This is a genomic window from Streptomyces achromogenes, from assembly GCF_030816715.1.
In the GTDB taxonomy this organism is placed as follows: Bacteria; Actinomycetota; Actinomycetes; order Streptomycetales; family Streptomycetaceae; genus Streptomyces; species Streptomyces achromogenes_A.
Window position 1 is genome coordinate 7,834,051 of record NZ_JAUSYH010000001.1, and the last position, 26,457, is coordinate 7,860,507.

24 protein-coding genes are annotated in these 26,457 nt (G+C 73.4%); 11 read left to right on the forward strand and 13 right to left on the reverse strand.

Annotation, left to right across the window (positions count from 1 at the left end; genetic code table 11):
* Window positions 1-32: 32 nt before the first annotated feature.
* Window positions 33-815 carry an SDR family oxidoreductase gene (locus QF032_RS34875; protein WP_307059193.1) on the reverse strand — a complete coding sequence of 261 codons (783 nt, stop codon included), beginning with the start codon at window positions 813-815 and terminating at the stop codon, window positions 33-35.
* 505 nt (window positions 816-1,320) lie between these two features.
* On the opposite strand from QF032_RS34875, the gene QF032_RS34880 reads away from it, so the two are divergent.
* On the forward strand, window positions 1,321-1,494 hold the full coding sequence (locus QF032_RS34880) for a hypothetical protein (protein ID WP_266715955.1): 174 nt from the start codon (window positions 1,321-1,323) through the stop codon (window positions 1,492-1,494).
* Between the two features lie 130 nt (window positions 1,495-1,624).
* Here the strand turns inward: QF032_RS34880 and QF032_RS34885 are convergent, their stop codons facing one another.
* Window positions 1,625-2,980, reverse strand: coding sequence for an amidase (locus QF032_RS34885; RefSeq protein WP_307059194.1), 1,356 nt, complete (start codon window positions 2,978-2,980; stop codon window positions 1,625-1,627).
* A 265-nt stretch (window positions 2,981-3,245) separates the two neighbouring features.
* On the opposite strand from QF032_RS34885, the gene QF032_RS34890 reads away from it, so the two are divergent.
* Both QF032_RS34890 and QF032_RS34895 read left to right on the forward strand, forming a co-directional pair.
* Window positions 3,246-4,214 (forward strand): aldo/keto reductase, encoded by a 969-nt coding sequence (locus QF032_RS34890; RefSeq protein ID WP_307060492.1) that lies wholly within the window; start codon window positions 3,246-3,248, stop codon window positions 4,212-4,214.
* A 70-nt stretch (window positions 4,215-4,284) separates the two neighbouring features.
* Window positions 4,285-5,109 carry an amidohydrolase family protein gene (locus QF032_RS34895; protein WP_307048037.1) on the forward strand — a complete coding sequence of 275 codons (825 nt, stop codon included), beginning with the start codon at window positions 4,285-4,287 and terminating at the stop codon, window positions 5,107-5,109.
* A 72-nt stretch (window positions 5,110-5,181) separates the two neighbouring features.
* Here QF032_RS34895 and QF032_RS34900 read toward each other — a convergent pair whose 3' ends face one another.
* Complete coding sequence (locus tag QF032_RS34900; protein ID WP_307059196.1) at window positions 5,182-6,603, reverse strand: lipase maturation factor family protein; 1,422 nt, start codon at window positions 6,601-6,603, stop codon at window positions 5,182-5,184.
* A 194-nt stretch (window positions 6,604-6,797) separates the two neighbouring features.
* Between QF032_RS34900 and QF032_RS34905 the strand changes: the two genes are divergently transcribed.
* The 3 genes from QF032_RS34905 (at window position 6,798) to QF032_RS34915 (ending at window position 10,264) form a co-directional block, all read left to right on the forward strand.
* The gene (locus tag QF032_RS34905; RefSeq protein ID WP_307059198.1) at window positions 6,798-7,178 is read left to right on the forward strand and encodes a hypothetical protein; all 381 of its coding nucleotides are present in this window, start codon (window positions 6,798-6,800) and stop codon (window positions 7,176-7,178) included.
* A gap of 62 nt (window positions 7,179-7,240) precedes the next feature.
* Complete coding sequence (locus tag QF032_RS34910; protein WP_307048043.1) at window positions 7,241-9,328, forward strand: SpoIIE family protein phosphatase; 2,088 nt, start codon at window positions 7,241-7,243, stop codon at window positions 9,326-9,328.
* A gap of 72 nt (window positions 9,329-9,400) precedes the next feature.
* Window positions 9,401-10,264: an Fpg/Nei family DNA glycosylase gene (locus QF032_RS34915; RefSeq protein ID WP_307048045.1), complete on the forward strand. Its 864-nt coding sequence runs from the start codon at window positions 9,401-9,403 to the stop codon at window positions 10,262-10,264.
* Window positions 10,265-10,324: 60 nt separating this feature from the next.
* Here QF032_RS34915 and QF032_RS34920 read toward each other — a convergent pair whose 3' ends face one another.
* The 5 genes from QF032_RS34920 to QF032_RS34940 all read right to left on the reverse strand — a co-directional run bounded on the left by QF032_RS34920 (window position 10,325) and on the right by QF032_RS34940 (window position 14,858).
* Window positions 10,325-12,229: a caspase family protein gene (locus QF032_RS34920; RefSeq protein WP_307059200.1), complete on the reverse strand. Its 1,905-nt coding sequence runs from the start codon at window positions 12,227-12,229 to the stop codon at window positions 10,325-10,327.
* 3 nt (window positions 12,230-12,232) lie between these two features.
* The gene (locus tag QF032_RS34925; RefSeq protein WP_307059201.1) at window positions 12,233-12,622 is read right to left on the reverse strand and encodes a hypothetical protein; all 390 of its coding nucleotides are present in this window, start codon (window positions 12,620-12,622) and stop codon (window positions 12,233-12,235) included.
* 208 nt (window positions 12,623-12,830) lie between these two features.
* On the reverse strand, window positions 12,831-13,496 hold the full coding sequence (locus tag QF032_RS34930; protein WP_306946825.1) for a zf-HC2 domain-containing protein: 666 nt from the start codon (window positions 13,494-13,496) through the stop codon (window positions 12,831-12,833).
* Between the two features lie 141 nt (window positions 13,497-13,637).
* A complete protein-coding gene (locus tag QF032_RS34935) occupies window positions 13,638-14,153 on the reverse strand; it encodes a hypothetical protein (protein ID WP_307059203.1) in 516 nt (171 codons plus the stop codon).
* Between the two features lie 156 nt (window positions 14,154-14,309).
* Window positions 14,310-14,858 (reverse strand): sigma-70 family RNA polymerase sigma factor, encoded by a 549-nt coding sequence (locus QF032_RS34940; RefSeq protein ID WP_307059205.1) that lies wholly within the window; start codon window positions 14,856-14,858, stop codon window positions 14,310-14,312.
* Window positions 14,859-15,081: 223 nt separating this feature from the next.
* On the opposite strand from QF032_RS34940, the gene QF032_RS34945 reads away from it, so the two are divergent.
* Window positions 15,082-16,233: a CapA family protein gene (locus QF032_RS34945; RefSeq protein ID WP_307059208.1), complete on the forward strand. Its 1,152-nt coding sequence runs from the start codon at window positions 15,082-15,084 to the stop codon at window positions 16,231-16,233.
* 175 nt (window positions 16,234-16,408) lie between these two features.
* Here QF032_RS34945 and QF032_RS34950 read toward each other — a convergent pair whose 3' ends face one another.
* Window positions 16,409-16,882: a universal stress protein gene (locus tag QF032_RS34950; protein WP_307048054.1), complete on the reverse strand. Its 474-nt coding sequence runs from the start codon at window positions 16,880-16,882 to the stop codon at window positions 16,409-16,411.
* A gap of 86 nt (window positions 16,883-16,968) precedes the next feature.
* Here QF032_RS34950 and lysX point away from each other — a divergent pair, with 86 nt between their 5' ends.
* Window positions 16,969-20,337 (forward strand): bifunctional lysylphosphatidylglycerol synthetase/lysine--tRNA ligase LysX, encoded by a 3,369-nt coding sequence (gene lysX, locus QF032_RS34955; RefSeq protein WP_307059210.1) that lies wholly within the window; start codon window positions 16,969-16,971, stop codon window positions 20,335-20,337.
* 149 nt (window positions 20,338-20,486) lie between these two features.
* Window positions 20,487-21,326: a polysaccharide deacetylase family protein gene (locus tag QF032_RS34960; RefSeq protein ID WP_307059212.1), complete on the forward strand. Its 840-nt coding sequence runs from the start codon at window positions 20,487-20,489 to the stop codon at window positions 21,324-21,326.
* A gap of 27 nt (window positions 21,327-21,353) precedes the next feature.
* Here the strand turns inward: QF032_RS34960 and QF032_RS34965 are convergent, their stop codons facing one another.
* Complete coding sequence (locus QF032_RS34965; protein WP_307048060.1) at window positions 21,354-22,025, reverse strand: class F sortase; 672 nt, start codon at window positions 22,023-22,025, stop codon at window positions 21,354-21,356.
* A 333-nt stretch (window positions 22,026-22,358) separates the two neighbouring features.
* Here QF032_RS34965 and QF032_RS34970 point away from each other — a divergent pair, with 333 nt between their 5' ends.
* The gene (locus QF032_RS34970) at window positions 22,359-22,865 is read left to right on the forward strand and encodes a hypothetical protein (RefSeq protein WP_307048062.1); all 507 of its coding nucleotides are present in this window, start codon (window positions 22,359-22,361) and stop codon (window positions 22,863-22,865) included.
* Window positions 22,866-22,968: 103 nt separating this feature from the next.
* Here QF032_RS34970 and QF032_RS34975 read toward each other — a convergent pair whose 3' ends face one another.
* The 3 genes from QF032_RS34975 to QF032_RS34985 form a co-directional block, all read right to left on the reverse strand.
* Window positions 22,969-23,499, reverse strand: a complete 531-nt coding sequence (locus QF032_RS34975) for a hypothetical protein (RefSeq protein WP_307048064.1) — start codon at window positions 23,497-23,499, stop codon at window positions 22,969-22,971.
* Between the two features lie 216 nt (window positions 23,500-23,715).
* Window positions 23,716-24,480, reverse strand: coding sequence for a bestrophin-like domain (locus tag QF032_RS34980; RefSeq protein WP_307059214.1), 765 nt, complete (start codon window positions 24,478-24,480; stop codon window positions 23,716-23,718).
* 22 nt (window positions 24,481-24,502) lie between these two features.
* Complete coding sequence (locus QF032_RS34985; RefSeq protein WP_307048189.1) at window positions 24,503-25,129, reverse strand: hypothetical protein; 627 nt, start codon at window positions 25,127-25,129, stop codon at window positions 24,503-24,505.
* A 328-nt stretch (window positions 25,130-25,457) separates the two neighbouring features.
* On the opposite strand from QF032_RS34985, the gene QF032_RS34990 reads away from it, so the two are divergent.
* Window positions 25,458-26,450, forward strand: a complete 993-nt coding sequence (locus QF032_RS34990) for an SCO0930 family lipoprotein (protein ID WP_307059215.1) — start codon at window positions 25,458-25,460, stop codon at window positions 26,448-26,450.
* Window positions 26,451-26,457: the final 7 nt, after the last annotated feature.

Sequence of the window (26,457 nt, forward strand, 5' to 3'; positions counted from 1 at the left end):
CGGGTGGCGGAACGGGTCGGCGGAGCCGCGCGTCACCCGTGCCCGGCCCCGGGCTCCGGGCGTGCGGCGCGTGCCGCCCGCACCCGTGTGCCGCCGTCCACCAGCAGGTCCGCGCCGGTGATCCAGCGGGCCTCGTCGGAGCACAGCCACAGCACCGCCCGGGCCACGTCCTGCGGCTCGCCGATGCGTTCGAGCGGCAGCTCCCGCGCGATGTCCCGCTCCCCCGGCTCCCAGACGAACCGTGCCATCTCGGTGCGGACGAGGCCGGGGGAGACGGAGTTCACCCGCACCCCCGGGCCCAGCTCGCCCGCCAGCTGCTGGGTGAGGTGCAGCAGGGCCGCCTTGCTGGTGCCGTAGGCGCCGACGCCCGGCCCCACATGGCCCGCCCCTTCCGTGCACACGGTGACCACGGCCCCGCCGTGCTCGCGCATCCAGCCGTGCCACGCGCACTGCACCAGCCGCAACGGGGCTTCGACGTTCACGGCGAACGCCTCCCGCCAGACGTCCGGGTCGGCGTCCATGAGGGGGCCGTACGGCTGGTTGGTCGCCGCGTTGTTCACCAGGACGTCCAGCCGCCCGAAGGAGCGCAGACACAGGTCGGTGAGCGCTTCGGGGTGACCGGGGTCCGCGACGCTCCCGGCCAGTCCCACCCCGCCCAGCTCGGCGGCGGCGCGCCGCACCTCGTCGGGGTCCCGCGCGCTCACGCACACCCGCGCCCCGGCGTCGCGGAGCGCCCGGGCCACCGCCCATCCGATGCCCCGTGTGCCCCCGGTGACGAGGGCGGCCCTGCCGCGCAAGCCGTACGACGACGTCATCGGCGTACGGTCTCACGGTCCGCTCCCAATCGACAGGCTCAGGAGGGGAGTTGTGCATCCACGCCACCGCCGGGCGGCGGCCGTGCGGCGTCGGCGAGGCCGGACGGGCCGGGCGAGCGGCGTCAGGACGGCGCGAGGGACCGGGAGGGGTGTTCGGCGACATACGCCGTCCGGGTGAACTCAAAGGGTTCTGAAGCGGTGGAAAGGGTTCAATTCGCTTACGGGTGCCTGTGGGTGACGCGCCATGGTTGTGTCAAATCTTCAGGCCCTATCGAGCGGCACCCCGCTCATTTGGTTAATGTGTAGCGGACGGACAGCAGGACGGAGTGCCACCCACACCCACCGTCCGTCTGGGACAAGCCGGTTCACCACGGCCAGCTCTCCTGGGAGTCACCGGCGCCACCGTGTCGCCACCGACTCCAGCCAGACCCGAGGGAGCGTTCAGCGCCGGACCGCAGACTGGCCGGCACGCCCCGAGGGTGACCCGACACATAAGGAGTGCGCGGTGACACCGGAGAAGACGAATCGCGAGCAACGCCCCAAGGAACGCACGGAGCGGGCCGGCCGCAGGCCCGGCGAGATCGGCAACCTCGACGTGTGGGCCCGCTCCGCCCCCATCCGCCTGGCCGGTTACGAGGACGACCTGGCCGAGGACCACATCCTGCCCAGCGTGGACTGACCCCACGGGTCGCGCTTCGCGCGATCACCGCGGCATGGGCGTGCGCACCCACCCGAGCCACGCCCGTGCCGCCCCGCCTGCGCCCCGCCTGCGCCCCGGCCGTCGTGGCCGGGGCCGGCCCGTTCGGGCCTCACGGCGCGCCCTGATCGAGCGGCGCCGTGCGCCGCCAGGGGCGCAGGTTCTCCAACTGCTCCGCCACGCGCAGCAGCTCCGCCTCCGAACCCGGCCGCCCGACCAGCTGTACGGCCGCCGGCGCACCGGACGGCAGCGTGCCGAAGGGAACCGCCATCGCCGGCCAGCCGGTCAGGTTCCACGGCGGGGTCAGCGGCGAGTAGTTCGTGTTCGCCGCGACGTTGCGCAGCCAGCCCCGCTCGTGCCACGGCGCGGCCTTCGGTGAGCGTCGCGCCAGCGCCGGGGTGAGCAGCACGTCGTACTCCGCGAAGAACGGCTCCAGCCGGCGCCGCAGCGCCTCGCGCGCCGAGCCCTCGCGCACCCCGTTCAGGAAGCGCCGGCCGAGCGCCGCGTGCACCCGGGTGCGCCGGGTCAGCAGGCGGGCGTCGAGACGGGCCGCGTCCACGGCCGTGCCCGCCGTCCAGTGGGCGAGCGAGGTCACGCCCAGCGACAGCGGATAGGGCGGATCGGCCCGCCGCACGAGGTGCCCCGCCTTCATCAGTACCCCGGCCGCGTCCCGGGCGGCGCCCGCGTAGGGAGCGCTCACCGCGACCCCGGCCAGCGGACTGCGCACGGAGACCGCGATCCGCAGCGCCCCGGACGCGTCGGCCGTCGTGACGTCGGCACCCGCGAGCACGGACAGCATCAGCCGCGCGTCCCCCACCGTGGTCGCCAGCGGACCGTTCTCCGACATCCCGAACCAGTCGCCGTCCCCGATCCCGGCCGGCACCACCCCGTGACCCGGCTTCACGGTCACCAGGCCGCAGTTGGCCGCCGGGATGCGCAGCGAGCCCATGCCGTCGTTGCCGAGCGCGATCGGCGTCATCCCGGCGGCGACCGCGGCCGCGCTCCCGCCGGAGGAGCCGCCCGCCGTGCGGGAGACGTCCCACGGATTGCGGGCGGTGCCGTGGACGCCCTCCGTGGTGCCGAACACGCACAGCTCCGGCACGTTCGTCAGCCCCACGACCACCGCGCCGGCCGCGCGCAGCCGGGCCACGGTGACATGGTCGGCGGTGGACGGAGCGTCGGGCGTCGCCGCCGAGCCGACGCGCATGGCCTCGCCCCGCACGCCGAGGTTGTCCTTGACCGCCACCGGCACCCCGGCCAGCGGGAGCTTGCCCAGGTCGAGCCGGGCGGCCACCTCGTCGGCCTCCGCGAGTGCGGCCTCCGCCCGCACCGTGCGGAACGCGCCGACGCGGCCGTCCAGCTGCTCGATCCGCGCGAGGTGCTCCGCCACCACCTCCCGCGGCGTGACCTGCTTCTCCCGCACGGCGGCGGCGATCTCGACGGCGGTCCGGCCGACCCAGGCAGCCACGGCAGCTCCTCTGCACTACTCGCGAGTACGTAGGGAGAACTGTGCCCCGGCGGACGCCCCGAGTCGAGAGGCCCGGGCCGCCGGCCGATCGCGGGCCGACCGTCGGTCCCACGCCGGTCCCACGCCGGCCGGTCCTCCGCCGGTGGGCTCCCGGCGGGTACGGTCGAAGGAGCGCAGGACCACTGAGCGGGAGAGGGAACGCCGGGTGAGCGACTTCGAAGAGCCGACGGTCCCGGTGCCGTGGGGCGCCGCCGGCATCGGCCCGGTGAACCGGCTCGGGCGCAGCCGTGTCCAGGTCAGCCCGCTCGGCCTCGGCGCCGCCGCCCTCGGCAACCTCTTCGCCGAGGTCAAAGAGGAGCAGGCGCAGGAGACCGTGGCGGCCGCCTGGCAGCAGGGCGTCCGCTACTTCGACACGGCGCCGCACTACGGCCTCGGCCTGTCCGAACGTCGCCTCGGCGCGGCGCTGCGCGAGCACCCCCGGGCGCACTACACGGTCTCCACCAAGGTGGGCCGCCGACTGGAGCCGGCCGACGGCCGCGGCGACGACCTGGCCAACAGTTTCGCCGTCCCCTCCGCACACCGCCGCGTGTGGGACTTCAGCGCCGACGGCGTCCGCCGCACCCTGGAGGCGAGCCTGGAACGCCTCGGTCTCGACCGCGTGGACGTCGTCTACCTCCACGACCCCGACGACCACGCCGAGCAGGCTTTCCGGGAGGGCTACCCGGCGTTGGAGAAGCTGCGCTCCGAAGGCGTCGTCGGGGCGATCGGGGCCGGCATGAACCAGGCGGAGATGCTCACGCGTTTCGTCCGCGACACGGACGTCGACGTGGTCCTGTGCGCCGGCCGGTACACGCTGCTCGACCAGCGGGCCGGGGCCGAGCTGCTGCCCGCGGCGCTCGAGCGGGGCGTGTCGGTGGTCGTCGGGGGCGCGTTCAACTCCGGCCTGCTGGCCGACCCCGGGCCCGGGGCGACGTACGAGTACGCGCGGGCCCCCGCCGGGCTGGTGGACCGGGCTCTGCGCCTGCGGGACGCCGCCGCCCGGCACGGCGTCGGCCTGCGCGCCGCCGCCCTGGCGTTCTGCGCCGCCCATCCGGCCGTCGCGAGCGTGCTGGTCGGCGTCCGCTCGGCCGACGAAGCACGCGACTGCGCCGTACAGTTCACCATGCCCGTCCCCGCCGCTCTCTGGCAGGAGCTGCGGGACACCGGCCTGCTTCCCCCCGAGGAGCCGTCATGAGACCCGCCCCGTCCACCGTGCGCCGCGGGGACCGCGTCGCCGTCGCCGCACCCGTCGAGCGGGAGTCGGCGTGAGCGTCGACGCGCACCACCACGTCTGGGACCTGTCGGTGCGCGACCAGGACTGGATCGCCGAAGGCAGCCCGCTGCGGCGGGACTTCGGCGTCGGCGATCTGGCGCCCGAGGCGCGCGCGGCGGGGGTCGACCGCACGGTTCTCGTCCAGACGGTCACCGTGGCCGAGGAGACGCCCGAGTTCCTCGCCCTCGCGGCCGGGAACGACCTGGTCGCCGGCGTCGTCGGCTGGACCGACCTGACCCGCCCGGACGTCGCCGACGAACTGGCCCGGCTGCGGGAGCTGCCCGGCGGCCGGTACCTCAAGGGGATCCGGCACCAGGTGCAGGGCGAGAGCGACCCGGAATGGCTGCTGCGGGCCGACGTCCTGCGAGGGCTCGCCGCCGTCGCCGACGCCGGTCTCGTCTACGACCTGGTGGTGCTGCCCGGCCAGCTGCCGGCCTGCGTCCGCGCGGCCGCCGCGCTGCCCGGACTCACCTTCGTGCTGGACCACCTGGGCAAGCCGCCCATCGCCTCCGGCGCCCTGGAGCCCTGGGCTCGCGACGTCCGGGCGCTCGCCGCCCTGCCCCACACCGTCTGCAAGCTCTCCGGCATGGTGACGGAGGCCGACCCCGCGTCCTGGACCGTGGACGACCTGCGCCCGTACGCGGACACGGTGCTGGAAGCCTTCGGACCGGCCCGGCTGATGTTCGGCTCGGACTGGCCGGTGTGCACGGTGGCCGCGTCGTACGGGGAAGTCGTGGACCTCGCACGGCGGTTGACCGACCCGGGCGACCACCTCCAGATCTTCGAGACCACCGCGGCCCGCGTCTACGACCTCTGAACCGCCCCGGCGCCCACGGCCTTCGAGCGCTCCGAGCCACCCCGGCGCCCACGGCCTCGGGGCGGCCGGCGGCTACGGCCTCGGGGCCGTTCTCGCGAGCCGGGTCGGCGGCAGGTACTCGCGCACGTACGTCCGCTCCCAGCACGCGCCCGTCGCCCGCAGCTCACGCCAGGTCGTGAACCGGTAGCGGAACAGACGGGCGCGGACGTGGCGCGGGGGCTCGCCGGGCGGGAACGGGGAACGGCGCAGCAGCTTCAGCGTGTCGCGGTCGTTCTCCAGCAGCCGTTCCACCAGGGCGGCGAACCACGCCCCGGCGTAGGCGGGGGAGAGCGCCGCGAACCACATCATCCAGTCCAGGCGCAGATGGTAGGGGGCGAACTGACGCGGCCAGCGCCGCGGATCGCCCGGTTTGCCCTTGAACTCGTACTCCCGCCAGTCGGAGTCCTCGCGGGGCACGGTGTCGCGCGTGCCCTCGACCACCACCTCGTAGCGGATCCGGCTGACGCTGCCGAACGCGCCGTAGGTGTTGACCAGGTGGAGCGGATCGAAGGACCGGTTCATCACCTGCCGGCGGGAGAGCATGTTGAGCACCGGACGGTGGCTGAGGAACAGCAGCAGGGCGGCCACGGCGAGGACGACGACCTCGTACCAGAGGGGGGCGTCGGGGCCCGGCCCGTGGTCGGAGGGGAGTGCCAGCGCCGGGACCGCCAGGACGACGGTGATCCAGTTCAGCCAGGAGAAGTTGCCGGACAGCACCAGCCACAGCTGGGTGAGGATCATCAGCGCGGCGGCCGCCGACGCCACCGGCTGCGGGGCGAACAGCGCGAACGGCACGACGAGTTGGGTGATGTGGTTGGCCGCCGCCTCGACACGGTGCAGCGGCCCCGGCAGGCGGTGGAAGAACCAGCTCAGCGGGCCGGGCATCGGCTGCGTCTCGTGGTGGTGGTAGAGGCACGTCAGCTTCCGCCAGCAGGCGTCCCCCCGCATCTTGATCAGGCCCGCGCCGAACTCGACCCGGAACAGGATCCAGCGGATCAGGAAGAGCACGACGACCGGCGGGGCCACCTCGTCGTTGCCCAGGAACACCGCGAGGAAGCCCGTCTCCAGCAGCAGGGACTCCCAGCCGAACCCGTACCAGGTCTGGCCCACGTTGACGATCGACAGGTACAGCGCCCACGGCACCAGCCACAGAGCCATCGCCGCCCACAGCGGCAGCAGCCCGTCGACACCGGCCAGCAGCGCCGCCGACACCGCGCACCCCGTCCACGCGCAGCCCGCGAAAAACCGGTCGGAGTAGCGCAGCTGGAACAGGCTGGGCGCCCGCCGGAAGGGCACCTGCTCGACGAACCGGGGCACCGGCAGCATGCCCCGCTCCCCGAGCAGCGCCCGGAACTGCAGCGCCGTGGCCAGGAACGCGACCACGTACAGGCCCGCCAGGGCGCGCTGGAAGACCAGCCGGCTCAGCCAGAAGTCGGGTGCGGCGAACCACTCCACGGCCGTGCGCTCCTTCGCTCAGGTCCTGTCCGGGGCCGGGCTCAGGACCTTCTCCGGTCCGGGCTCAGGCCCTCTCCGATCCGCGTGTCACTGTGCGTGGCAGCCTGCTCCGCTTGCGTGACCGGAGCGGGTCAAGCAGACAATAGTGGGCGAACCACTTCGGTTCGCTCTGTTCGGACGATGCGGAGCACGTGGTGCGACTACCCACAGCCACTCTCCTCACCGCCTGCGCGCTCTCGGCGGCGCTCGTCGTCGCCGGCCGCGGCGGCGAGGCGGCGAACCACACGATGCCGGGTTCGGACGTCGTCCTCCCGGCCGCCGAGGGCCACGCCCTCTTCGGCGACGTCACCGGCGGCTCGGCTCCCGACGCCGACGCCGACGCCGATGTCGGTACGGACGCGGACGGCTCGGACCTCGACCGCGGACTCGATCCCGGCGCCTTCGACCCCGACGCGATCGGCCCCGAGACCGTGCCGGAGCTGCCCGACCCGCTCGACGGCGGCGGGCTGATCCCGGACGGACCCGACGAGTCCGACGCCATCTTCGGCAGCCCCGTCGATGTGGCCCTGGGCTGACGATGGCGCGGGCCCGGCGCTCCCCGGTCGAAGAATCGGGCAAATCCTGGCAAGGTGGGCCCATGGCTGATCGGGGAGCGAGCGCCCTGTCACTCCCGGACGACTGGCCCGCCCACCCGGATCCGATCCTGGCGCTCAATCGCATGGGCGGCTTCGACTGGGACCTGGACTCCGGTGTGTTCCAGATGGACGCGCGGGCGCACGAGATCTTCGACCTGCGGCCCGACGAGTACGACGGCAACCCGGCCTCGCTCGCCGTGCGCGTCCCGCCCAACGAGGGCATCCGCCTGGACGAGCTGGTCTCCCAGGCCATCAAGGACGGCAGCGAGAACTACGGCGCCTACTTCCGCCTGCGGCTGCGCGACGGCACCCTGCGCTGGACCCATACCCAGGGCTACATCCGGCGCGACGGCACGGGCCGGCCGCGCCGGATCGTCGGCATCGTCCGCGACGCCACCGACGAGCTGCACGACCTCGCCGACCGCCACGAGGCGGCCGCCCTCGACGACGCGCGCCGGGAGCAGACCAACGTCGTCCAGCTCACCACGGCGGCCCTCGCGCACGCCCGCACCGTCCAGGACGTCATCGACGTGCTCAAGGACACCCACGGCCTCACCCACCTCGGGGCGACCAGTCTCGTCATGGGCCTGGTCGAGGCCGGCCGGATCCGGCTGATCGCCGAGGGGCCGGAGGGCAGCTTCGTGCCCGGCACGCTGGTCACCCGGATCGACGAGCCGTATCCGATGAGCGAGGTCGTGCGGACCCTCACCCCCCGCTTCATCGAGTCACCCGAGGAGTTCGCCGGCGGCTACCCCGTGCTGTGGCCGCACCTCACCGACCTGAGGATCACCTCGGCGGCCTATCTGCCGCTCATCGTGCAGGCCCGTCCGATCGGCGCGATGGGTCTGCTCTACAGCGACCGGCACGGTTTCACGCCCGAGGAGCGCAACATCCTGGTCGCGCTCGGCTCCAGCATCGCGCAGAGCCTGCAACGGGCCATGTTCTACGAGCAGGAGAAGGACATCGCCCAGGGCCTCCAGCAGGCCATGCTCCCGCGCACCATCCCCAGCGTGCGCGGCGCCGACGTGGCCGTCCGCTACCGCGCCGCCACCATAGGCGGAGCGAACGGCCGGGACATCGGCGGCGACTGGTACGACCTGATTCCGCTGCCCGGCGGCCGGGTCGGCGCGGTCATCGGCGACGTCCAGGGCCACGACACGCACGCGGCCGCCGTCATGGGCCAGCTGCGCATCGTGCTGAGGGCCTACGCGGCCGAGGGACACACCCCTGCCGCCGTGATGGCCCGGGCCTCCGTCTTCCTGCACGAGCTCGACACCGACCGTTTCGCGACCTGCCTGTACGCGGAGGCAGACCTGTCCACCGGAGTCGTCCAGCTGGTACGCGCCGGGCACATCGAGCCCCTGTTGCGCGGCCCGGACGGGAACTGCCGGCGCGTCCCGGTGCCCGGGGGACTGCCGCTCGGCCTGTCCGCCGAGTTCGGCAGTCTCGGGTACCCGGTCGGCACGGTGGAGCTCGATCCCGGGCACACCCTGCTGATGTGCACCGACGGCCTGGTGGAGCAGCCCGGCATCGACCTCGACGACGGCATGGAGACCCTCGCCGCCTTCATCGCCGCGGGCCCCGAGGACGTACGCGAACTCGCCGACCGGCTCATCGGGATCGCCGAGGAACGCGGCGGGGACGACGACGTGGCCCTGTTGCTGCTGCGCCGGCGCGGGCCGGACAACCCGCAGTCCGGCAACCGGCTCCAGCAGCATGTGGCGCCCGGCGACCCGGAGGCCCTCACCGAGGCCCGGCACATGATCCGTGCCGCCGTCCGCTCCTGGGGGGCCCGGGACCGCTCCGACGAGATCGAGCTGGTCGCCGACGAGCTGGTCACCAACGCCCTCATGCACACCGAGGGCGCGGCGATCGTCACCCTGCGCGCGCTGACCGGCGGCGACCGCCGGCTTCGGGTGGAGGTCGAGGACTCCTCCAGCGCGCTGCCCCGCCGCCGCGACGCCGGCGAGTCGGGCGTCTCCGGCCGCGGCCTGCTCCTGGTGGACCTGCTCACCGACGGCTGGGGAGTGGAGGCCCGGGGCGGCGGCAAGTGCGTGTGGTGCGAGTTCCTCGTGCACGAGCACCACTGACCGTTCCTGGGGACCGAGCGGGAGTGCGTCCCGCCGCCAGCGGCTCACCACCCCGCGTGGCACTGTGGACGTATGCCGGAACTTCCCGAGGTGGAAGCGCTCAAGGACTTCCTGGCCGAGCATCTGGTCGGCCACGAGATCGTGCGCGTACTGCCTGTCGCGATCAGCGTGCTGAAGACGTACGACCCGCCCGTCACCGCCCTGGACGGGCAGGAGGTCACCGCCGTGCACCGGCACGGCAAGTTCCTCGACCTGACGACCGCGGACGGCCTGCACCTCGTCACCCATCTCGCCCGCGCGGGCTGGCTGCACTGGAAGGACCGCCTCCCCGACGGCCCGCCCCGTCCCGGCAAGGGCCCCCTCGCCCTGCGGGTCGCGCTGGAGACCGGCGAAGGGTTCGACCTCACCGAGGCCGGCACCCAGAAGCGGCTCTCCGTGTACGTGGTCCGCGATCCGCAGGAGGTGCCCGGCGTCGCCCGGCTGGGCCCCGACCCGCTCGCCGCCGACTTCGACGAGGCCCGCTTCGCCGCCCTGCTGGCGGGTGAACGCCGTCAGCTCAAGGGCGCCCTGCGCGACCAGAGCCTGATCGCCGGAGTCGGCAACGCCTACAGCGACGAGATCCTGCACGCCGCGAGGATGTCCCCGTTCAAGCTGGCGGCCTCCCTGACGCCGGAGGAGACCCATACCCTCCACGAGGCCCTGCGCACGACGCTGACGGAGGCGGTCGAGCGCTCGCGGGGAGTGGCGGCGGGGCGGCTGAAGGCCGAGAAGAAGAGCGGTCTGCGCGTCCACGGCCGGACCGGCCGACCGTGCCCGGTCTGCGGCGACACCGTCCGCGAGGTCTCCTTCAGCGACTCCTCGCTCCAGTACTGCCCCACCTGCCAGACGGGCGGCCGACCGCTGGCGGACCGGAGAATGTCCCGGCTGCTGAAGTAGGCCGCCCGGAATCCGGCCGGAAGGACCCGAGCCCGCTCGGAAGGAGAACCCGGCGCCCGCTCACCAGAAGTGGTTCGTGATCGGGTAGGCGATTGCCATGAGCGCGCCCAGGGCCAGTGACGCGACGGACAGGAACATCGCCGTCCAGGCCAGCGATCGCGCGGTGCCCGACGCCCACGGCGTGGGGCGGCGGACGCCGGAGGCCAGTTCGTGCCGGGCGTAGGCGCAGAGGACGAGTGCCGCCACCGCGGTGATCAGAGCCGCGATGAGCGGGGGCAGGACGCCGAAGTCGTGGACGTGCTCGGAGAGGTCGATCGAGTCCCCCGTCGCCACCCGCTCCTCCGCGGCGCTGCCGGCACGGACGGCGGCCCAGGCGACGGTGGCGACCGAAACCAGGGCGAGGGCCAGCGCGGCCGCCGCGAGGCCCGGGGCGCGCAGCGACCTTTCCGGGGGCGCGTCGCGGGCCGGCGTCCCCGCCGCGGCGGGGCGGGGCATCCCCACGGTGGCCCCGCCCTGCGGACGGCCCCGGCCACGACGGCCCGCCGCCCCGCCTCCGGCGGACGCCGTGTGCCTCGGCCCACCCGCCGGACCCGCCGTCTGCGTCGGGGAAGGCGGACGGGGACGCGATGGGGGCGGCGGAGGCGGCGAGGACGGCACCGACGAGGGAGGGGACGGCGGCCGGGGCGGCGTAGTCGTCCCGGCCGGCTCCGGCACCACCTCCGCCTCGACGCGCACCACGGCCTCGCCGACAGCCCCCTTGAGCCGCAGCTCCCCGCTCCGCCGCCCCGCCGTGGCCGTGTCGATGCTGACGTCCAGCCCCTCGGGCGTCTCCGCGGCCCGCAGCCAGTCCTGCCCCGGCCGGGCGGGCTGCGGACCGCAGTCCCGCGCCAGCGGAGGCCCGAGCAGACGTACCGGCCGGTGCGGCGCGACCGAGTTCAGCGGCACCCGGCCGAAGTCCAGGCTGTCCGGGTCGGGCCGCAGTTCCGACTCGGCGAGGGCGCGCCGCGCCTCGTCCGAGACGATCCTGATGTCGTTCTGCGCCATCTCCGCCAGGGCCTGTCGCGCCCCCAGTGCGACGGAGAGATCCGTGTCCTGCATCCGGGCGCGCAGCTCCGCCAGTGCGCCGAGGCGGGTGTAGAAGTCGGGGTCCTCCACCGCGCGGCGCAGGGCCTGCGGCAGCGGCCGGGGCACGATGCGCCGACGGCGGCTGTGGGCGAGGTACAGGTCGCCCTGCATGTCGACGGTGCGGCCCGGCGTCTGGTTCGGGTTCTGCCGGCGTACGTGGTCGAAGACGTAGTCGTACAGCTCGTCCAGGGAGACCTTGCCGTCCGCGTCGAGGTCGGCCTCACCGGTGGTCAGGCCCTCCACCACGGCGTGGGTGAACACCGACGGACGCGGCGCGGAGCCCTCGGCCAGGTCGGCGCCCTCGAAGGCGTACTCCATGGAGTTGGAGGCCGTGATGACGGCCCATCCCCGGCCGCCGGCCTGCTCGCCGCCGAAGGACTCCAGGACGTGGACGTCCTCCGAGGCGCGGACCCCGGACGCGCCCCGGGAGAAGGCGCCGCCGTAGCAGCAGTCCAGGAACAGCACGGTGCGGCGGGCCCGGGTGCGGGACATGCAGTGGCGGACGAACTGGGCCGAGACGGCGGTGGCCTCCAGCAGTCGCGGTTCGGTGTCGCGGGCCGCGAAATAGAGCGACCCCGATTCGCTTTTCAGACCGTGACAGGAGAAATGCAGCATCAGTGTGTCGTCGCGTCCGCCCTCGGAGAAAAAGCGCTCGACGACCCGTCTGATCGCATGCACCGGTTCATTTCTCAACACTTCCACGTCGAAATCGCCCACCTGTGGATCGCCGAGAACCTCCGCGAGGGCGAGGGCGTCCTGCGCCGGTGAACGCAACTGCCTGAGGCCCTGGTCGTCGTACCGGTCGTTGGCGACGATGAGCGCGTGGCGGGACTGGTCCATGGCTCACGCTCCGAGCGTGGAATGGCGGCTGACGAACAGGTCGAACGCCTCCGAGACCTGTTCCGGCGTCGCGTCGGAGATCTCCAGGACGTCGTCGTCGAGGGCCAGGCGCAGTGTGGGACGGGCGCCCCGGAAGCGGCCGCGCCATTCGCGGACGGCGTTCATCACCTGGGTCAACGCGCCCGCCGAGGTGCCCAGGCTCACGAGCAGGGCGCCGATCGCGGTCACGTCGACGGCCCGGGCGCCGGGCGGCGCCTCCCCGCCGGGAACGGACGTCACGTCGTCCACGTCGAGTTGGAGCAGTTCCGCGCGCAGGAAGCCGGTCAGTTCGGCCACGTCCTCGGCGTCCGCGCCCTCCTCGGTCAGGAGGATGCGCAAGGTGTTGTTCTCCACCGGTCGGCCCCTTTTCGGTCGTGCGCAGGGGCGGCGCGGAGTCGGCTGTACGATGGCTCCACGTCTTCAACTCTATTTTCCGGCGTATTCACCGGGCTCGCAAATTCCGTGCCGTATACGGCAGATCGGCGGAAATGCCGACTCGCGCGACGGTCGTCCCAGGTACGGGTGAGACGGTGCCGGAGTGACCTGAACTCACTCCGGCCGGTCACCGTGCGGGGAGCGTCACCAGGTGCTCGCCGCCCGACGTGCGCAGTTCGTAGCGGGCGATCTCGTCGAGGTGCCAGGCCGCCGCGCCCTGCATGGTGTTGGGGCGGGCGTCGTGCAGGGGGACGTTCCAGCTGGTGACGGTCTGCTCGGAGCCGTCGCGGCCCACGGCGATCAGGCGGCAGGAACGCGGGCCCGCGCCGTCCTTGACCTCCAGCCGCACATGGCTGCCCCATTCCTCGTCCTCTGCGGTGACCTGGGCCCACACCCCGGACTTCTCGTCCGTCGCGGTGAGCCGCACGGCGTTCGCGCCGTCGTCGCCACCGCCGCCGCCCGCCATCATCGCGATCACGGGACCGGCGAGGGCCACCACCACGGAGGCGGCCACGGCGTACAGCACGCGCCGGCGCACCGCCCGGTGCCGGGCCGCCACCTCGGCGAGCAGCCGGTCCAGCAGCTGCGGGCCGGGCCCGGCGAAGGGGTGCACGGCGCGCGGGGTGGCACGCCGGTAGAGCATCATCTGCCGCGCGGTGGGTCCGAACTCGGTGACCTGTGCCGCACACTGAGGACACTCCATGAGGTGGTCCTCGAAGCGGAAAGCCTCTGCTTCGTCCAGCACGCCGAGCGCGTACGCGCCGACGTCGCGATGCCTTTCCAGGGACCTCATGCCGAAACCTCGTGCCGTTGAGTGCCAGTGGGGTTACTCGTTGCTCCCACCGGTACGCACCTGGCAGACGAATCACTCAAGCCGCGTACCGAATCGTGACCCAGATGTTCGGAGCGGCCCGGCCCGCGGATTGGTGCGAGTCTAGAAAAGGTGAATGGCCAGGTGGCCGAGGGGCAGCCCGAGCTGCCAGGCGGGCGTCCAGACCTTGGGTCCGTCGTCCTCGCCGACGCCCGCGGAGCCGCCCGGCACCGCGTTGAGGTCGGGAGCGAGCAGCTCCGTCTCCTCCAGCCAGCGCCAGGCCGCGGCGGCGAGTTCCAGATCGGGCGCGGGCCCCTCCGACGCGGACGCCTCGTCCGTCAGTTGTGACATACGTACGCCGATCCAGTCCTGCCACGGCTGGTCGTACGCCGTGAGCGAAAGCCAGGTCTCCAGCTGCGTGAGGACCCGGATGCCGGGCAGTTCGCCGTCGGTGTCGGACAGGAAGATCGTCAGTGCCAGGGCGTCGCGCCCGGCGCGGAACTCGAAGGACGTCGGCGGCATGAGATCACCGGTCCGCAGAAGTTCGTCGGCGATGTACTCGGCGTACAACCAGGCCATGGGGACGGTCAGTTCGCCGCCGCCGGTGCCGTCCGTGTTCTGGTGCCCTCTGTGCAGCATCCCTTCCTGCCTTCCTCCGGTGCGTGCGCTTCGCCCGTCGCCGGGACGCTGGAGACCCGCTTCCCGGACCCGTCCGGAACACGGATAAGGACACCCGATTACCCAACGGGGGTCCTCGGCAAGGCGCTTTGCGAAGGCTTGACCCGACCGTGGGTTTCAGTGCAGGTCGGCCGCGTATCCCGGAAGCACCCGGCGCAGGGCGCGCAGCGCGTAGTACGCGCGGGACTTCACGGTACCGGGCGGAATGCCGAGCGTTTCGGCGGCTTCCGCCACACTCGCCCCGCGGAAATACACCAGCACCAGGACTTCACGGTGCTCCGGAGTGAGAGTCTTCACAGCCTCGCGCACATCGAGGGTCGCGACCGCCCGCTCGGCGTGGTCGGCGCAGACCGGCGCGTTCTCCAGCACCGCGTCGCCGACCTCGGCGGGCCGGGCCTGGCGGGCCCGCCGAGCGTCGATCGCGAGCCGCCGGCCGACGGTGAGCAGCCAGGGCCGCACGGAGTCGAAGGCGTCGGCGCGCAGTGCCTCGGGGTGCTGCCAGGCGCGGACCAGAGTCTCCTGGACCAGGTCCTCGGCGCGCTGGCGGTCGCCGTCGCACAGCCGCAGCAGCAGCGCGAAGAGCGGCCGGCCGTGCTCGCGCTGGAGCGCGGCGAGCTCGTGTTCGGCGGTCGTCGTCCGGGTGTTGAGGGCGGCGGTTGCGGTCATGGGCGTATGGCATCTCAAGGGGCCGGTTTCAGACAGGGTGTGCACAGGGGTCTGCGGCGGACGGTCGATCGCGTCGACGAACGGTTCGACGAACGGTCCCGGCTACGCCGATCGCGGGCATCGCCCGTGGACGAAGGGAGTGCCGCGCCGGTCGGACGTCCCGAATCGACTAGTAGTGAGACATGCATAAATATGACAATTTGACCGAACGGGGGGTGGCCCGGTGATCGCGCGCAGACACCAGGTGGCCCTGGCCCTGACGGTCGTCCTCACCGCGGCCGCCGCCTGCCAGGCCCGGGACCACCGGCCGGGAGAACGGCCCGGACGTCCGGCGCCCGCCGGCGCCCGCGGCTTCACCCTCGTCGCCTCGGGCGACATCCTCCCGCACACCACCGTCATCGACCGCGCCCGCTTCGACGGCGGCGGCGTCGCCTACGACTTCCGTCCCATGCTCGCGGGGATCGCACCCGTCGTCTCCCGCGCCGACCTGGCCCTGTGCCACATGGAGACGGTGTACGGCGCGAACGGCGACTACACCGGCTACCCCGCCTTCAAGTCCCCGCCCGAGATCGCCGCCGCCGTCGCCGCGACCGGCTACGACGGCTGCTCCACCGCCTCCAACCACAGCCTCGACGACGGAGCAGCCGGCGTGCAGCGCACCCTGGACGCGCTCGACGCCGCCGGCGTGCGGCACGCGGGCACCGCGCGCACCGAAGCCGAGGGCAACTCGGTCACCCTGCTGCGGGCGGGCCCGGCGAGCGTCGCCCACCTCGCCTACACCTACGACACCAACGGCTACCCCCTCCCGCCCGGGCAGCCCTGGACCGTCAACCTCATCGACGAGAACCGCATCCTCGCCGACGCCAAGGTCGCCCGGAAGGCGGGCGCGGACGTGGTGGTCGTCTCCCTGCACTGGGGCACCGAATGGCAGGACGCCCCGGACGACCGCCAGCTCACCCTCGCCCGCACGCTCACCGCCTCCCGCACCGACGGCCGCCCCGACATCGACCTGATCCTCGGGACCCACGCCCACGTCCCCCAGGCCTACGAGAAAATCAACGGCACCTGGGTCGTCTACGGCATGGGCGACCAGATCGCCGGCGAGATGTTCAACCACCAGGGCGCCCAGGACGCGCGCGGCAACCAGTCCACCGTCGCCCGCTTCACCTTCGCCCCGCCCGCCCGGGCCGGGGGCCGCTGGAAGGTGCGCAGGGCCGAGTTCGTGCCCCAGATGTTCGACGTCGACGCGGGACGGGTCGTCGACCTGAACAAGGCCCTCGCCCAGGGCGCCGGCGTCCAGGGGGTGCGCGACCGCATCAAGGACGTCGTCCTCAGCAGGGGCGCGGCCAAGGACGGGCTGGTGATGGGGAAGTAGCGGCGGACCCGGCGGGTCGGCGCCCTTCGGTCACGCGGCGGGCGGGTCGGCGCCCCCCGGTCACGCGGCGGCGGCCGGGCCCAGCGGTCACGGGCCGGCGCCCCCGGCCATCGGTCCGGAGCCCCGGGTCACCCGCCGGGCACACCGGTGAACCCGGCCGGACCGTGGCGGCGGATCACGGCACGACCGTCACCGGCCACCGCCCCGCCTTCACCAGCCGCACCGCGACCGAACCCACGATCCGGTGCCCGGCCTGCTCGGAGGCGCCCACCACCACCGCGTCCGCCTTCAGCTGGTCCGCCGCGCTCGCCAGGCCGCTGAAGGGATCGCCGCGGAAGGTGTGGAACTCCCAGCGCACGTCGAATATCCCCCGGGTCCGCTCGGTCGCCTCGCGGATCTGGGCGACCAGGTCATCGGCGACGGCGTCGGTCGTCTCCACGACAGGCACGCCCAGCGCGGCGCCCGCCGTCATCACCGGCTGCACGTACACCACGGCGAGCAGCGCGTGCTGGCGACGGGCCAGCCCGCCGGCGTAGGCCGCCGCGCGCAGCGAGGAGTCCGATCCGTCCACGCCGACGAGGACGACCTTGGGGCCGTCGGTGCCTCGCTCGAACCGGTGCGCGGGCTGCTGCGCGTGGTGTTCCGTCACGGCCCGAGGCTATCGGAAGCCCCAGGTCCCGCCGGTGCCGGGCCGTCCGACGGGCGGCCCGGCCCAGGTGTTCCTACAGTCGGAGCATGAGTGCCACCGTGGAGCGCACCGCGGCCGACCGCACCACGGGCCCGGCCCGGCGTCCGGCAGGCCGCGTCCTCACCCGGGTCCCCGAGGCGTTCGCGGCCTTCCTCGGCGCCCTCGGCCTGCTGTGCGTCCTGCTGGCGCTGATCCCGCCGCTGCGCCGCCTGCTGCGCCCGGTCGTCCGCTTCCTGGACCTGCTCATCGTCCCGGTCAGCGCCAACCTGGCCTACGCCGTCTTCCTCTTCCTGCTCGCCGCCGCGACCGCCGCCCGCAAGAAGGTCGCCTGGTGGCTGGTCGTCGTCTACCTGGGGCTGCTCGTCCTCACCGACGTCCTCGGCGTCGCCGTCGGCCTGTACGTGCAGTCGGTTCCGTCCCTGGCGGTCTGCGCCCTCGCGCTGACCCTGCTCGTGCTCGCCCGTCGCGAGTTCTACGCCGCCTCCCGCCGGGCGGCGCTCCGGCGGGCGCTCGCCGTGCTGTTCGTGGGGCTCGGCCTCGCGATCCTCGCCGGCTGGGGCCTGGTGGAGGCGTTCCCCGGCACCCTCCCCGCCGGGCAGCGCCTCGGCTGGGCCGCCAACCGGGTGCTGGGCGGCCTGGTCTCCGCCGGCTCCTTCGACGGCCGCCCGCCCCGCGCCCTGTTCTTCCTGCTCGGCCTCTTCGGCGCCCTCGCCCTGCTCAACGCCGCCGCCGTGCTGTTCCGCTCGCAGCGCATGGAAGCGGCCCTGCACGACGACGAGGAGACCCGTATCCGCGCCCTGTTGAAGGCGTACGGCGAACAGGACTCGCTGGGCTACTTCGCCACCCGGCGCGACAAGGCCGTCGTCTTCTCGCCCAGCGGCAAGGCCGCCGTCACCTACCGGGTCGAGGCCGGCGTCTGCCTGGCCAGCGGCGACCCCGTAGGCGACCGCGAGGCATGGCCGCACGCCATCGCCGCCTGGCTGGACGCGGCCCGCCGGCACGCCTGGGCGCCCGCGGTCATGGGCGCCTCGGAGGACGGCGCCAAGGCCTTCGCACGCGCCGGACTCGGAGCGCTGCAACTCGGCGACGAGGCCATCCTGCACGTCGCCTCCTTCGATCTGGGCGGCCGCGAGATGCGGGTCACCCGGCAGGCCGTCAACCGGGTCCGCCGCACCGGCGCCACCTGCCGCGTACGCCGCCACTCGGCCCTCACCGACCAGGAGATGGAGGACGTGGTCGACCGCGCCGACGCCTGGCGCGACACCGAGACCGAACGCGGCTTCTCGATGGCCCTGGACCGCCTCGGCGACCCGGCCGACGCCGACTGCCTCCTCGTCGAGGCCCTGGACGGCGACGGCCGCCTGCTGGCGCTGCTCTCCTTCGTCCCCTGGGGCGCCGACGGCGTCTCGCTGGACCTGATGCGCCGCGACCGCTCGGCCCCCAACGGCGTCATGGAGTTCATGGTCGCCGACCTGTGCGCCGCCGCCCCCAAGCTCGGCGTGCGCCGGATCTCGCTGAACTTCGCCGTCTTCCGCTCGGCGTTCGAGGAGGGCGCCCGCATCGGCGCGGGACCGGTCCTGCGGCTGTGGCGCCGGCTGCTGCTGTTCTTCTCCAAGTGGTGGCAGCTGGAGGCGCTCTACCGCTCCAACGCCAAGTACCGGCCCGAGTGGTACCCACGCTTCCTGTGCTACGGCGACGCCGGCTCGCTGGCCCGGGTGGGCCTGGCCTCCGGCATCGCCGAGGGCTTCGTCTCCGTGCCCTCCCTGCGCAAGCTCTGGGGCAAGCGGCACCCGACGGGCGGGCCCCGACCCGCCACGACCGAGGGCCTGCCGTCGCTGGCGGCGCTGGGCCTCGACGGAGGGGACGAGGCCGGACGGAGCGGTCCGGACGCGGGCCTGCCCGACCAGGTCCGCGTCCGGCGCCGCACCCTCGACCGGCTGCGTGCCCGGGGCGCCGACCCCTACCCGGTCGGCGTCCCGGCGCGCACCCACACCCTCGCCGAGGCCCGCGCCCTCGCCGGCACCGGCGAGGCGGTCACCGTCGCCGGCCGGATCATGCGCGTGCGCGACTTCGGCGGCATCGTCTTCGTGACCCTGCGCGACTGGTCGGGCGACCACCAACTGGCCCTCACCCGCGACGCCCTCGGCTCCGGGGAGGTCCCCGGTTCCCCGGGCGCCGGCCCTTCCAGGGGCTCCGGGGTCTCCGCGGTCTCGGGGGGCTCCGGGGGCTCCCTCGGCTCCTTCCGGGCCGACACCGACCTCGGCGACCACCTCTGCGTCACCGGCACGGCAGGCGTCAGCGACAAGGGGGAACCGACCGTCTTCGCGACGGCCTGGCAGCTCACCGCCAAATGCCTGCGCCCCCTGCCCGACAAGCGCCGCGGTCTGACCGACCCCGAGGCCAAGGTCCGCATGCGCCATCTCGACCTGGTGGCCGGCCCCGCCGCCCGCGACGTCGTCCGCGCCCGCTCGACCGCCGTCCAGGCCCTGCGCCAGGGGCTGCTGCAGCGCGGCTACCTCGAGGTCGAGACGCCCATGCTCCAGCAGATCCACGGCGGCGCCAACGCCCGGCCCTTCACCACCCACATCAACGCCTACGACCTCGACCTCTATCTGCGCATCGCCCCCGAGCTGTATCTGAAGCGGCTGTGCGTCGGCGGCCTGGAGAAGGTCTTCGAGATGGGCCGCACCTTCCGCAACGAGGGCGTCTCCTACAAGCACAACCCCGAGTTCACGATGCTCGAGGCCTACCAGGCCTACGCCGACTACGACGAGATGCTCCACCTGGCCCGCGAGCTGATCCAGGGCGCGGCCACGGCCGCCTTCGGCTCACCGGTCGTCCACAAGGACGGGCGCGAGCACGACATCTCGGGGGAGTGGCCGGTCAGGACGGTCCACGGCGCGATCTCCGAGGCGCTCGGCGAGGAGATCGACGCCGACACGGACCTGGCGGCCCTGCTGCGGCACTGCGACCGCGCCGGCGTCCCGTACACGCCGGACGACGGCCGGGGCGACGTCGTCCTGGAGATGTACGAGCGGCTCGTCGAGGAGAGGACCCTGCTGCCGACCTTCTACAAGGACTTCCCCACCGACGTCTCCCCGCTCACCCGGCAGCACCGCCTCGACCCGCGTCTCGCCGAACGCTGGGACCTCGTCGCCTTCGGCACCGAACTCGGCACGGCCTACTCGGAGTTGACCGACCCCGTGGAGCAGCGCCGGCGGCTGACCGAGCAGTCCCTGCTGGCCGCCGGCGGCGACCCCGAGGCGATGGAGCTCGACGAGGACTTCCTCGACGCCCTCGAGTACGCGATGCCGCCGACCGGCGGCCTGGGCATCGGCGTCGACCGCCTGGTCATGTTCCTCACCGGGCTCACCATCCGCGAGACCCTGCCGTTCCCGCTGGTGCGGCACCGCTGAGACCCTGCCGTTCCCGCTGGTGCGGCACCGGTGAGCGGCAGCCGGCGCAGGGCGCGGCACCGGCGGCGCTGCGCCGGGCGGGTGGAATCATGCCGCCGGTCCGGTGTCGGCAGGGTGCGCCGGGGGCCGGTCGGGCGACTGATGACTGCATGAAGAAGGAGCAGTTGTTCACGCGGCGCCGGGCGTTGCTCGCCGGCGCCGCCGCCGTCGGAGCGGCCGGCACGGCCGGGGTGTTCGTCTGGGGCGACAAGGGCGAGCCGGTCAGGGTCGGCGTCCCCGTCTCGGGCGCCCCGGCGCGCAGTCTCCCGCTGAAACCCTCCGCCTACCGTCTGCGACCGCTGACCGGCTACGGCCCCCCGCGCGCCGCACCCGCCCGCACCCCGGTGCGCCACGAACCCCTGCTGCGGATGACCGGCCGCGGCCGCACCATGGTGCTGACCTTCGACGACGGACCCGACCCCCACTACACCCCGGGCATCCTCGACACGCTGGCCGAGTACGACGTGCGCGCGACGTTCTTCGTGTGCGGGGAGATGGCCGTCGACAACCAGGACCTGCTGGCCCGGATGGCCGACGAGGGCCACGTCGTCGGCAACCACACCTGGTCCCATCCCCTGCTCACCAGGTTGACCCGCCGTCAGATCCGCTCCGAGATGTCCCGCACCAGCGACGTCATCGAGGAGGGTTACGGGGAGCGGCCCCGCTGGTTCCGCGCCCCCTACGGCGCGTGGAACCGCGCCGCCTTCCAGCTCGGCGCCGAACTGGGCATGGAACCGCTCGCCTGGACGGTCGACACCCTCGACTGGACCACCCCCGGCACCGGCGTGATCGTCGACCGGGTCGAGAAGAGCGCCGCCCCCGGCGTCGTGGTGCTCTCGCACGACGCCGGGGGCGACCGCAGCCAGAGTGTGCGGGCGCTGCGCGGATATCTGCCGCGGCTGCTGGACTCCGGCTACCACCTCACGCTGCCGCACTCGCCGCGCGCCTGACCCGGCGCCCGCCCGGTCGGCGGCCGCTCAGCGGACCTCGACCAGGCGGGCGAAGGCGACGACGTTCCCGTCGTATCCGTTCGCCTTGGAGAATCCGCCGCCGCAGGTGATGACCCGCAGTTCCGGCGATCCCTTGGAGGCGTAGACGCGGTCGCCGGGGAAGTTGTTCTTCGCGAACACCTCGATGCCGTAGATCTCGAACACCGCGGTCTTTCCGTCCTTGCGCGACACCTCGACGCGGTTTCCCTTCTTCAGCGCGCCGAGGCCGTAGAAGACGGCGGGTCCGAGTTTGTTGTCGACATGGCCGACGACGACCGCCGTCCCCTTCTCGCCCGGTGAGACGCCGCCGGTGAACCAGCCGGCCAGGTTCGGGTCCTCCGGCGGCGGCGCTCCCACCCAGCCGTCCGTGTCGAGGCCGACCGCCATCACCGGCGCGTCGACCCGGATGGCGGGGATCCGCACCCGGTCCGGCTCGGCGTAGGGCAGGGCCGCCGCGGTCCGTCCGAAGACGTCACCGGCGGTCCGGCCGTCCGCGGCCGCCGCCGCGGCCGGCTGCGGCGGGCCGATGTCGAACTCTCCCGACCCGTTCCGGATGAGCGCGAGACCGGTCAGCAGAACAAGCGCTATCACGCCCCAGGGTGCGCGCTTCCTCCGCCGTTCCTCCTCTTCCGCCACCTCGGACAGCTCGTACGCAGACATTCGCCATCCCCTTTCGACGCGGCCGTCGCCGCGTCCTTTCGCGCATACGAGAACGCTAAGTGCCGTGACGGAAACCGGCGACGGGGCAACGGCGAACGGGTGGTGACCGCTTCGCCCGGTGCGCCATCCGAGTTGACGACGGCAGATATTTTCTGACAGCCCGTGACCTGCGGTGATATCCGATTGTGTGGATGCCTCCCGGCGTGTCCGCTCACCAGGACGGACCATTGCCGAAATGCGGGCGGCCGCACGGCATCCGAGGGTCGGTCCGGGAGGCGCTTTCTCGCCGACATGCCGGGGACGGGACCCGGGGCGCCTTCCGCGGAGGATCACATGCGTACCACTCGTGCTCTGGCGGCCTCGGCGGTCTCCGCCGCCGCGGTCGCCGCCCTCGCTCTCACCGCCCCCGCCGCTGTCGCCCGCGACGGCATGGGCGCCAACCCCAGCAACATCGTCGTCCTGCCCGCCGTCATCGCCCGCGGCGGCCAGCTCACGATCACCGTCGACGGCTGCCCAGGCGGCGGCGCCGCGACCTCGGCCGCGTTCCCGCAGACCCAGCTGACGCCCATCACCGGCGCCAACCAGACCGCCAGGGGCACCGCCACCGTCAACGAGACCGCCCGCCCGGGCGCCTACGATGTCACCGTCAACTGCTCCGGCCGTACCCTGACCCGCCCGGCGGCCTTCACCGTCATCGGCGGCGTACGCGGCGGCCTCGGCGGCAGCAGCACCAGCGGCGCCTCCCCGACCGACGTCGCGATCGGCGGCGGGCTCGTCGCCGCGGCGGTGGTCGGCGGCGGACTGTTCTGGATGCGGCGCCGCGCCGAACGCCGCATCTGACGTCCGCCCCTGCGCGGCCCGCATCCGCGCGGACCGCGCGTGACACCGGACTTCGCCCCGGACCTGCTGGGATCCGGGGCGAAGCCCCGTGCGCGGCGAGCCGTCAGCCGCCGTCCTCGCCCGTACGGCGTCGCGCGACGCGGTAGGCGGCCCCGACGGAACCCGCGATGAGCGCCGCGCCCAGCCCGATCTCCTGGAGGTCGAACCCGGCGGAGCTGCCGCCCTCACCGGCGTGCACACCCCGGGGCGGCTGGGGGCGCACCGGATCCGGACGGACGGCGGCGATCGTCAGTTCCTTGACGGCGCTGACGCCGCCGCAACTGAACGTCACCCGGTACGAGGCGCCCGGCTCGGCGTCCCGGTCGATCCGTGCCACCGCCGACGTGGAGCCCTTCGGGATGACGACGGCGTCGAACACCCCCGAGGTGACGGTCACGGAGTTCCGGCAGCCGCTGGTGACGCGGTCGACCTGGAGAACGACCTCGCCGCCCGCGGCGACGGTCGAGGGCAGCACCCGGTAGCCGTTGGACATGACGTAGTGGTTGTCGTCGTCGCTCGCGACGGCGGCCGGTGCGAAGCAGGTCAGGGCGGTGACGCCCAGCAGTGCGGCCGAAGCGACGCGTATCGCGCGCATGGTGGATCCTCCGGTCCCGAGGAGCAGGCCGCGGAACTGTTCCGCTTTCTCCGACAATGCACCTCGATGACCGAAACACTAGGAACACGTGTGCGCTCCCGCGATCGCTGTCGTGCGAATGGGGCACGGGTGTGGGCCACCCGGGGGAAGGCGGCGGCGTGGCGGCCGCCCTCCGGCGCGCGGACGTGGTGGTGAGCGGGCGTCAGTCCGAGAGCCTCAGCTCCCGATTCCCGGAAACAGACGGAGGAACGGTTCCGCCGACGCGGTGACACCGCGGCTGTACGGCGCGTCGAAATCCCAGATGAGGAAGAGCAGGAAGGCGATGAGCGCGGAGAACAGCCCGGCCAGGACCAGTTCGCGGGTGGTGCGCCGGATCTGCAGCGCGAACACCATGCCGATGGTGATGACGGCCCCCGCCAACAGCCCGAACCACACCACGCCGGGCATGGTCGCCCCCGTCGACTCGGCGCGGGCGTTGCGCGCCTGGTCGGCCGCGGCCAGCTGGTCGAGCAGCGGCTGGTAGGCCTGCGCCTGGAAGTCGGAGGCCGGCCGGTAGTCCGTGACGTCCACCCGGACCTGCTGGAGGAGCTCGTCACCGCGCCCGCTCACGTCGCCGCCGTCGGCCATCTCCTTCCATTCCCTGGTGACGACGTGTCCGACATAGGCGTTGACATCCGCTCGAATACGGTCGCGCACGTCCGCCGGATAGACGCGCACCCGCTCGGAGATCTCGTGCAGCGCCTGCGCCTCGGCCTGCACATGGTCCTGGGCGACACTCCGCGCCTCCCAGACGCCGGCGATGGCCAGACCGAGGACGATGGCGTACACCACGCCGATCCACATCGTCATGTACTCGATGACGTCCGGGGTCTCCGAGGGGTCCTCGTCCTCGGGTGCCCTGCGGTGCCGTACGAGGGTGATGACGACCACCACCGCGCAGGCGGCGAGCATCGCGAGGGTGAGAACAAGCCATTCCGGCAAGGAAAGCCTCCAGGATCGGCACTCAGCGCGGTCGCAGCGCGGCGACGGCGATCAGCGCGGGCACGGTGACGAGCAGGACATAGGTGACGGGCGACTGGCCCCCGCGGGCGGGTCGCTGGCGCGCTGTCGCGTGGTAGGCGGGGTAGGTCACCGGAGCCGCCGAGGGAGGCGGGGTGGGCGTCGGCTCCGGGGTGCGGGCCGGCGTGGGGGCCGGCGGGGGTGTGGGGGCCGGCGGCGGCAGCGGTGCCGCGCGGCGCGGCGGCGCGGGCGGTTTCGGGCGCGGCTTCGGCGCCGGCGGCCGGGGTGCGGGGGGCGGCGGCTTCGGGGTCGGTGCCGGGGGCGGCGGCGGGGTGGGCGTGGGGGTGGGTGTGGGCGTCGGTTCGGGCGGTTCCGGCTTCGGCGGCTTCGGCGGCTTCGGTGGCTCGGGCGGCTCGGGCGGCGGGGTGGGCTGCGGGCACACCGGGGAGCCCTCCCACCCGTAACTCCCCGCGACGGCGACCGCCTCGGTGCCGTCCGGGCCCGTCGAGGCGTACGCGCACGCGTCGGCCGTCGCCACACCGGCCGGGACGGCCGCGAGGATCCACACCGCGGTCACCAGGGCCAGACCTCGTGTGACGAGGACGGATCGGGTCGGTTCGGGTCCATGCACGACGGAGATCATGCGGCCTCGTGCGGCGGCCGGAGTCCTCACCCGGCGGGGATTGCCCCGAACGGGGGAAGAACGGTTCCCCGGGTTTGCCGGGTGGTGCGTTCGCTTATGCGGCCCGTCGTCCGTCTGTGCGATCGGCGCGGTCCGGGCCGTTGGGGGCGCCCGGTCCGGGGGTCGTCGTGAGCGGCCGGGGCGGCGCGCGTCACGGGCCGTCGAAAGAAATTTGTGCCGCCGTTGAACACAACGGACGTCCGTATGCGTACCCAGTGTCGTGCGGTGGCGCAGCAGGGCGCCGCAACACCTTGGGACGATCGGGGAGTTGTTGACGATGAAGACCACCTGGCGGAGCGCCTCACTCGCGGCTGGCACCGTGGCCGTACTGGCGCTGACGACGGCGTGCGGATCGGAAAGCGGCACGTCAGCGTCGAGCCAGAACGTCGGGGCCACGGCTCCGGCCGGTGGCATCGGGGGCGTCGGCAGCGGTTACGGCCAGGTCGGCGCCAGTGCGAGCCCCGCGCCCGGCGGTGTCGGTTCGGGCACCGGAGCGCAGGGCGGATCGACGGGCGAACTGGCCGTCGCCGCGAACCCGGAACTGGGCAAGATCCTCACCGACGGCGCCGGCAAGACCCTCTACCGCTTCGACGCGGACACCGCGGAACCCCCGAAGTCGAACTGTGACGGCGACTGCGCGACCGCCTGGCCGCCGGTGTCCGCCGACGACGCGAGCGCCGGCGACGGCATCGACAAGTCGCTGCTCGGCGAGATCACCCGGTCCGACGGCAGCAAGCAGCTCACCGTGGGCGGCTGGCCCGCCTACTACTACGCCAAGGACGCCAACGCCGGCGACACCACCGGTCAGGGCGTGGGCAACAAGTGGTTCGCGCTGACCCCCGAGGGCAAGAAGGCCAAGGGCGGCGGCGGCGGGGGCGGTGGCGGTGGCGGCGATGCCGCCCTGGCGGGGCTGTCCGTCCGCAAGGACCCCAACCTCGGCGACATCGTCGTCGACAAGAACGGCATGACCGTCTACCGGTTCCTCAAGGACAAGGCGTGGCCCAAGCCGGTGTCGAACTGCAACGGCGCGTGCCTGGAGAAGTGGCCGGCGGTGGCGCCCGTCGAGGCGAACGACACCAAGGGCGTCCAGAAGAAGGGCCTGATGAGCTTCACCCGGGGTGACGGCGTCAAGCAGCAGACGGTCAACTGCTCGCCGATCTACACCTTCTCCGGTGACAAGTCTCCGGGCGACATCAACGGCCAGGGTGTGGGCGGCACGTGGTACGCCGTCGCGCCCGACGGAAAGCTGGTCGGAGCGCCGGGGCAGTAGGAACGCC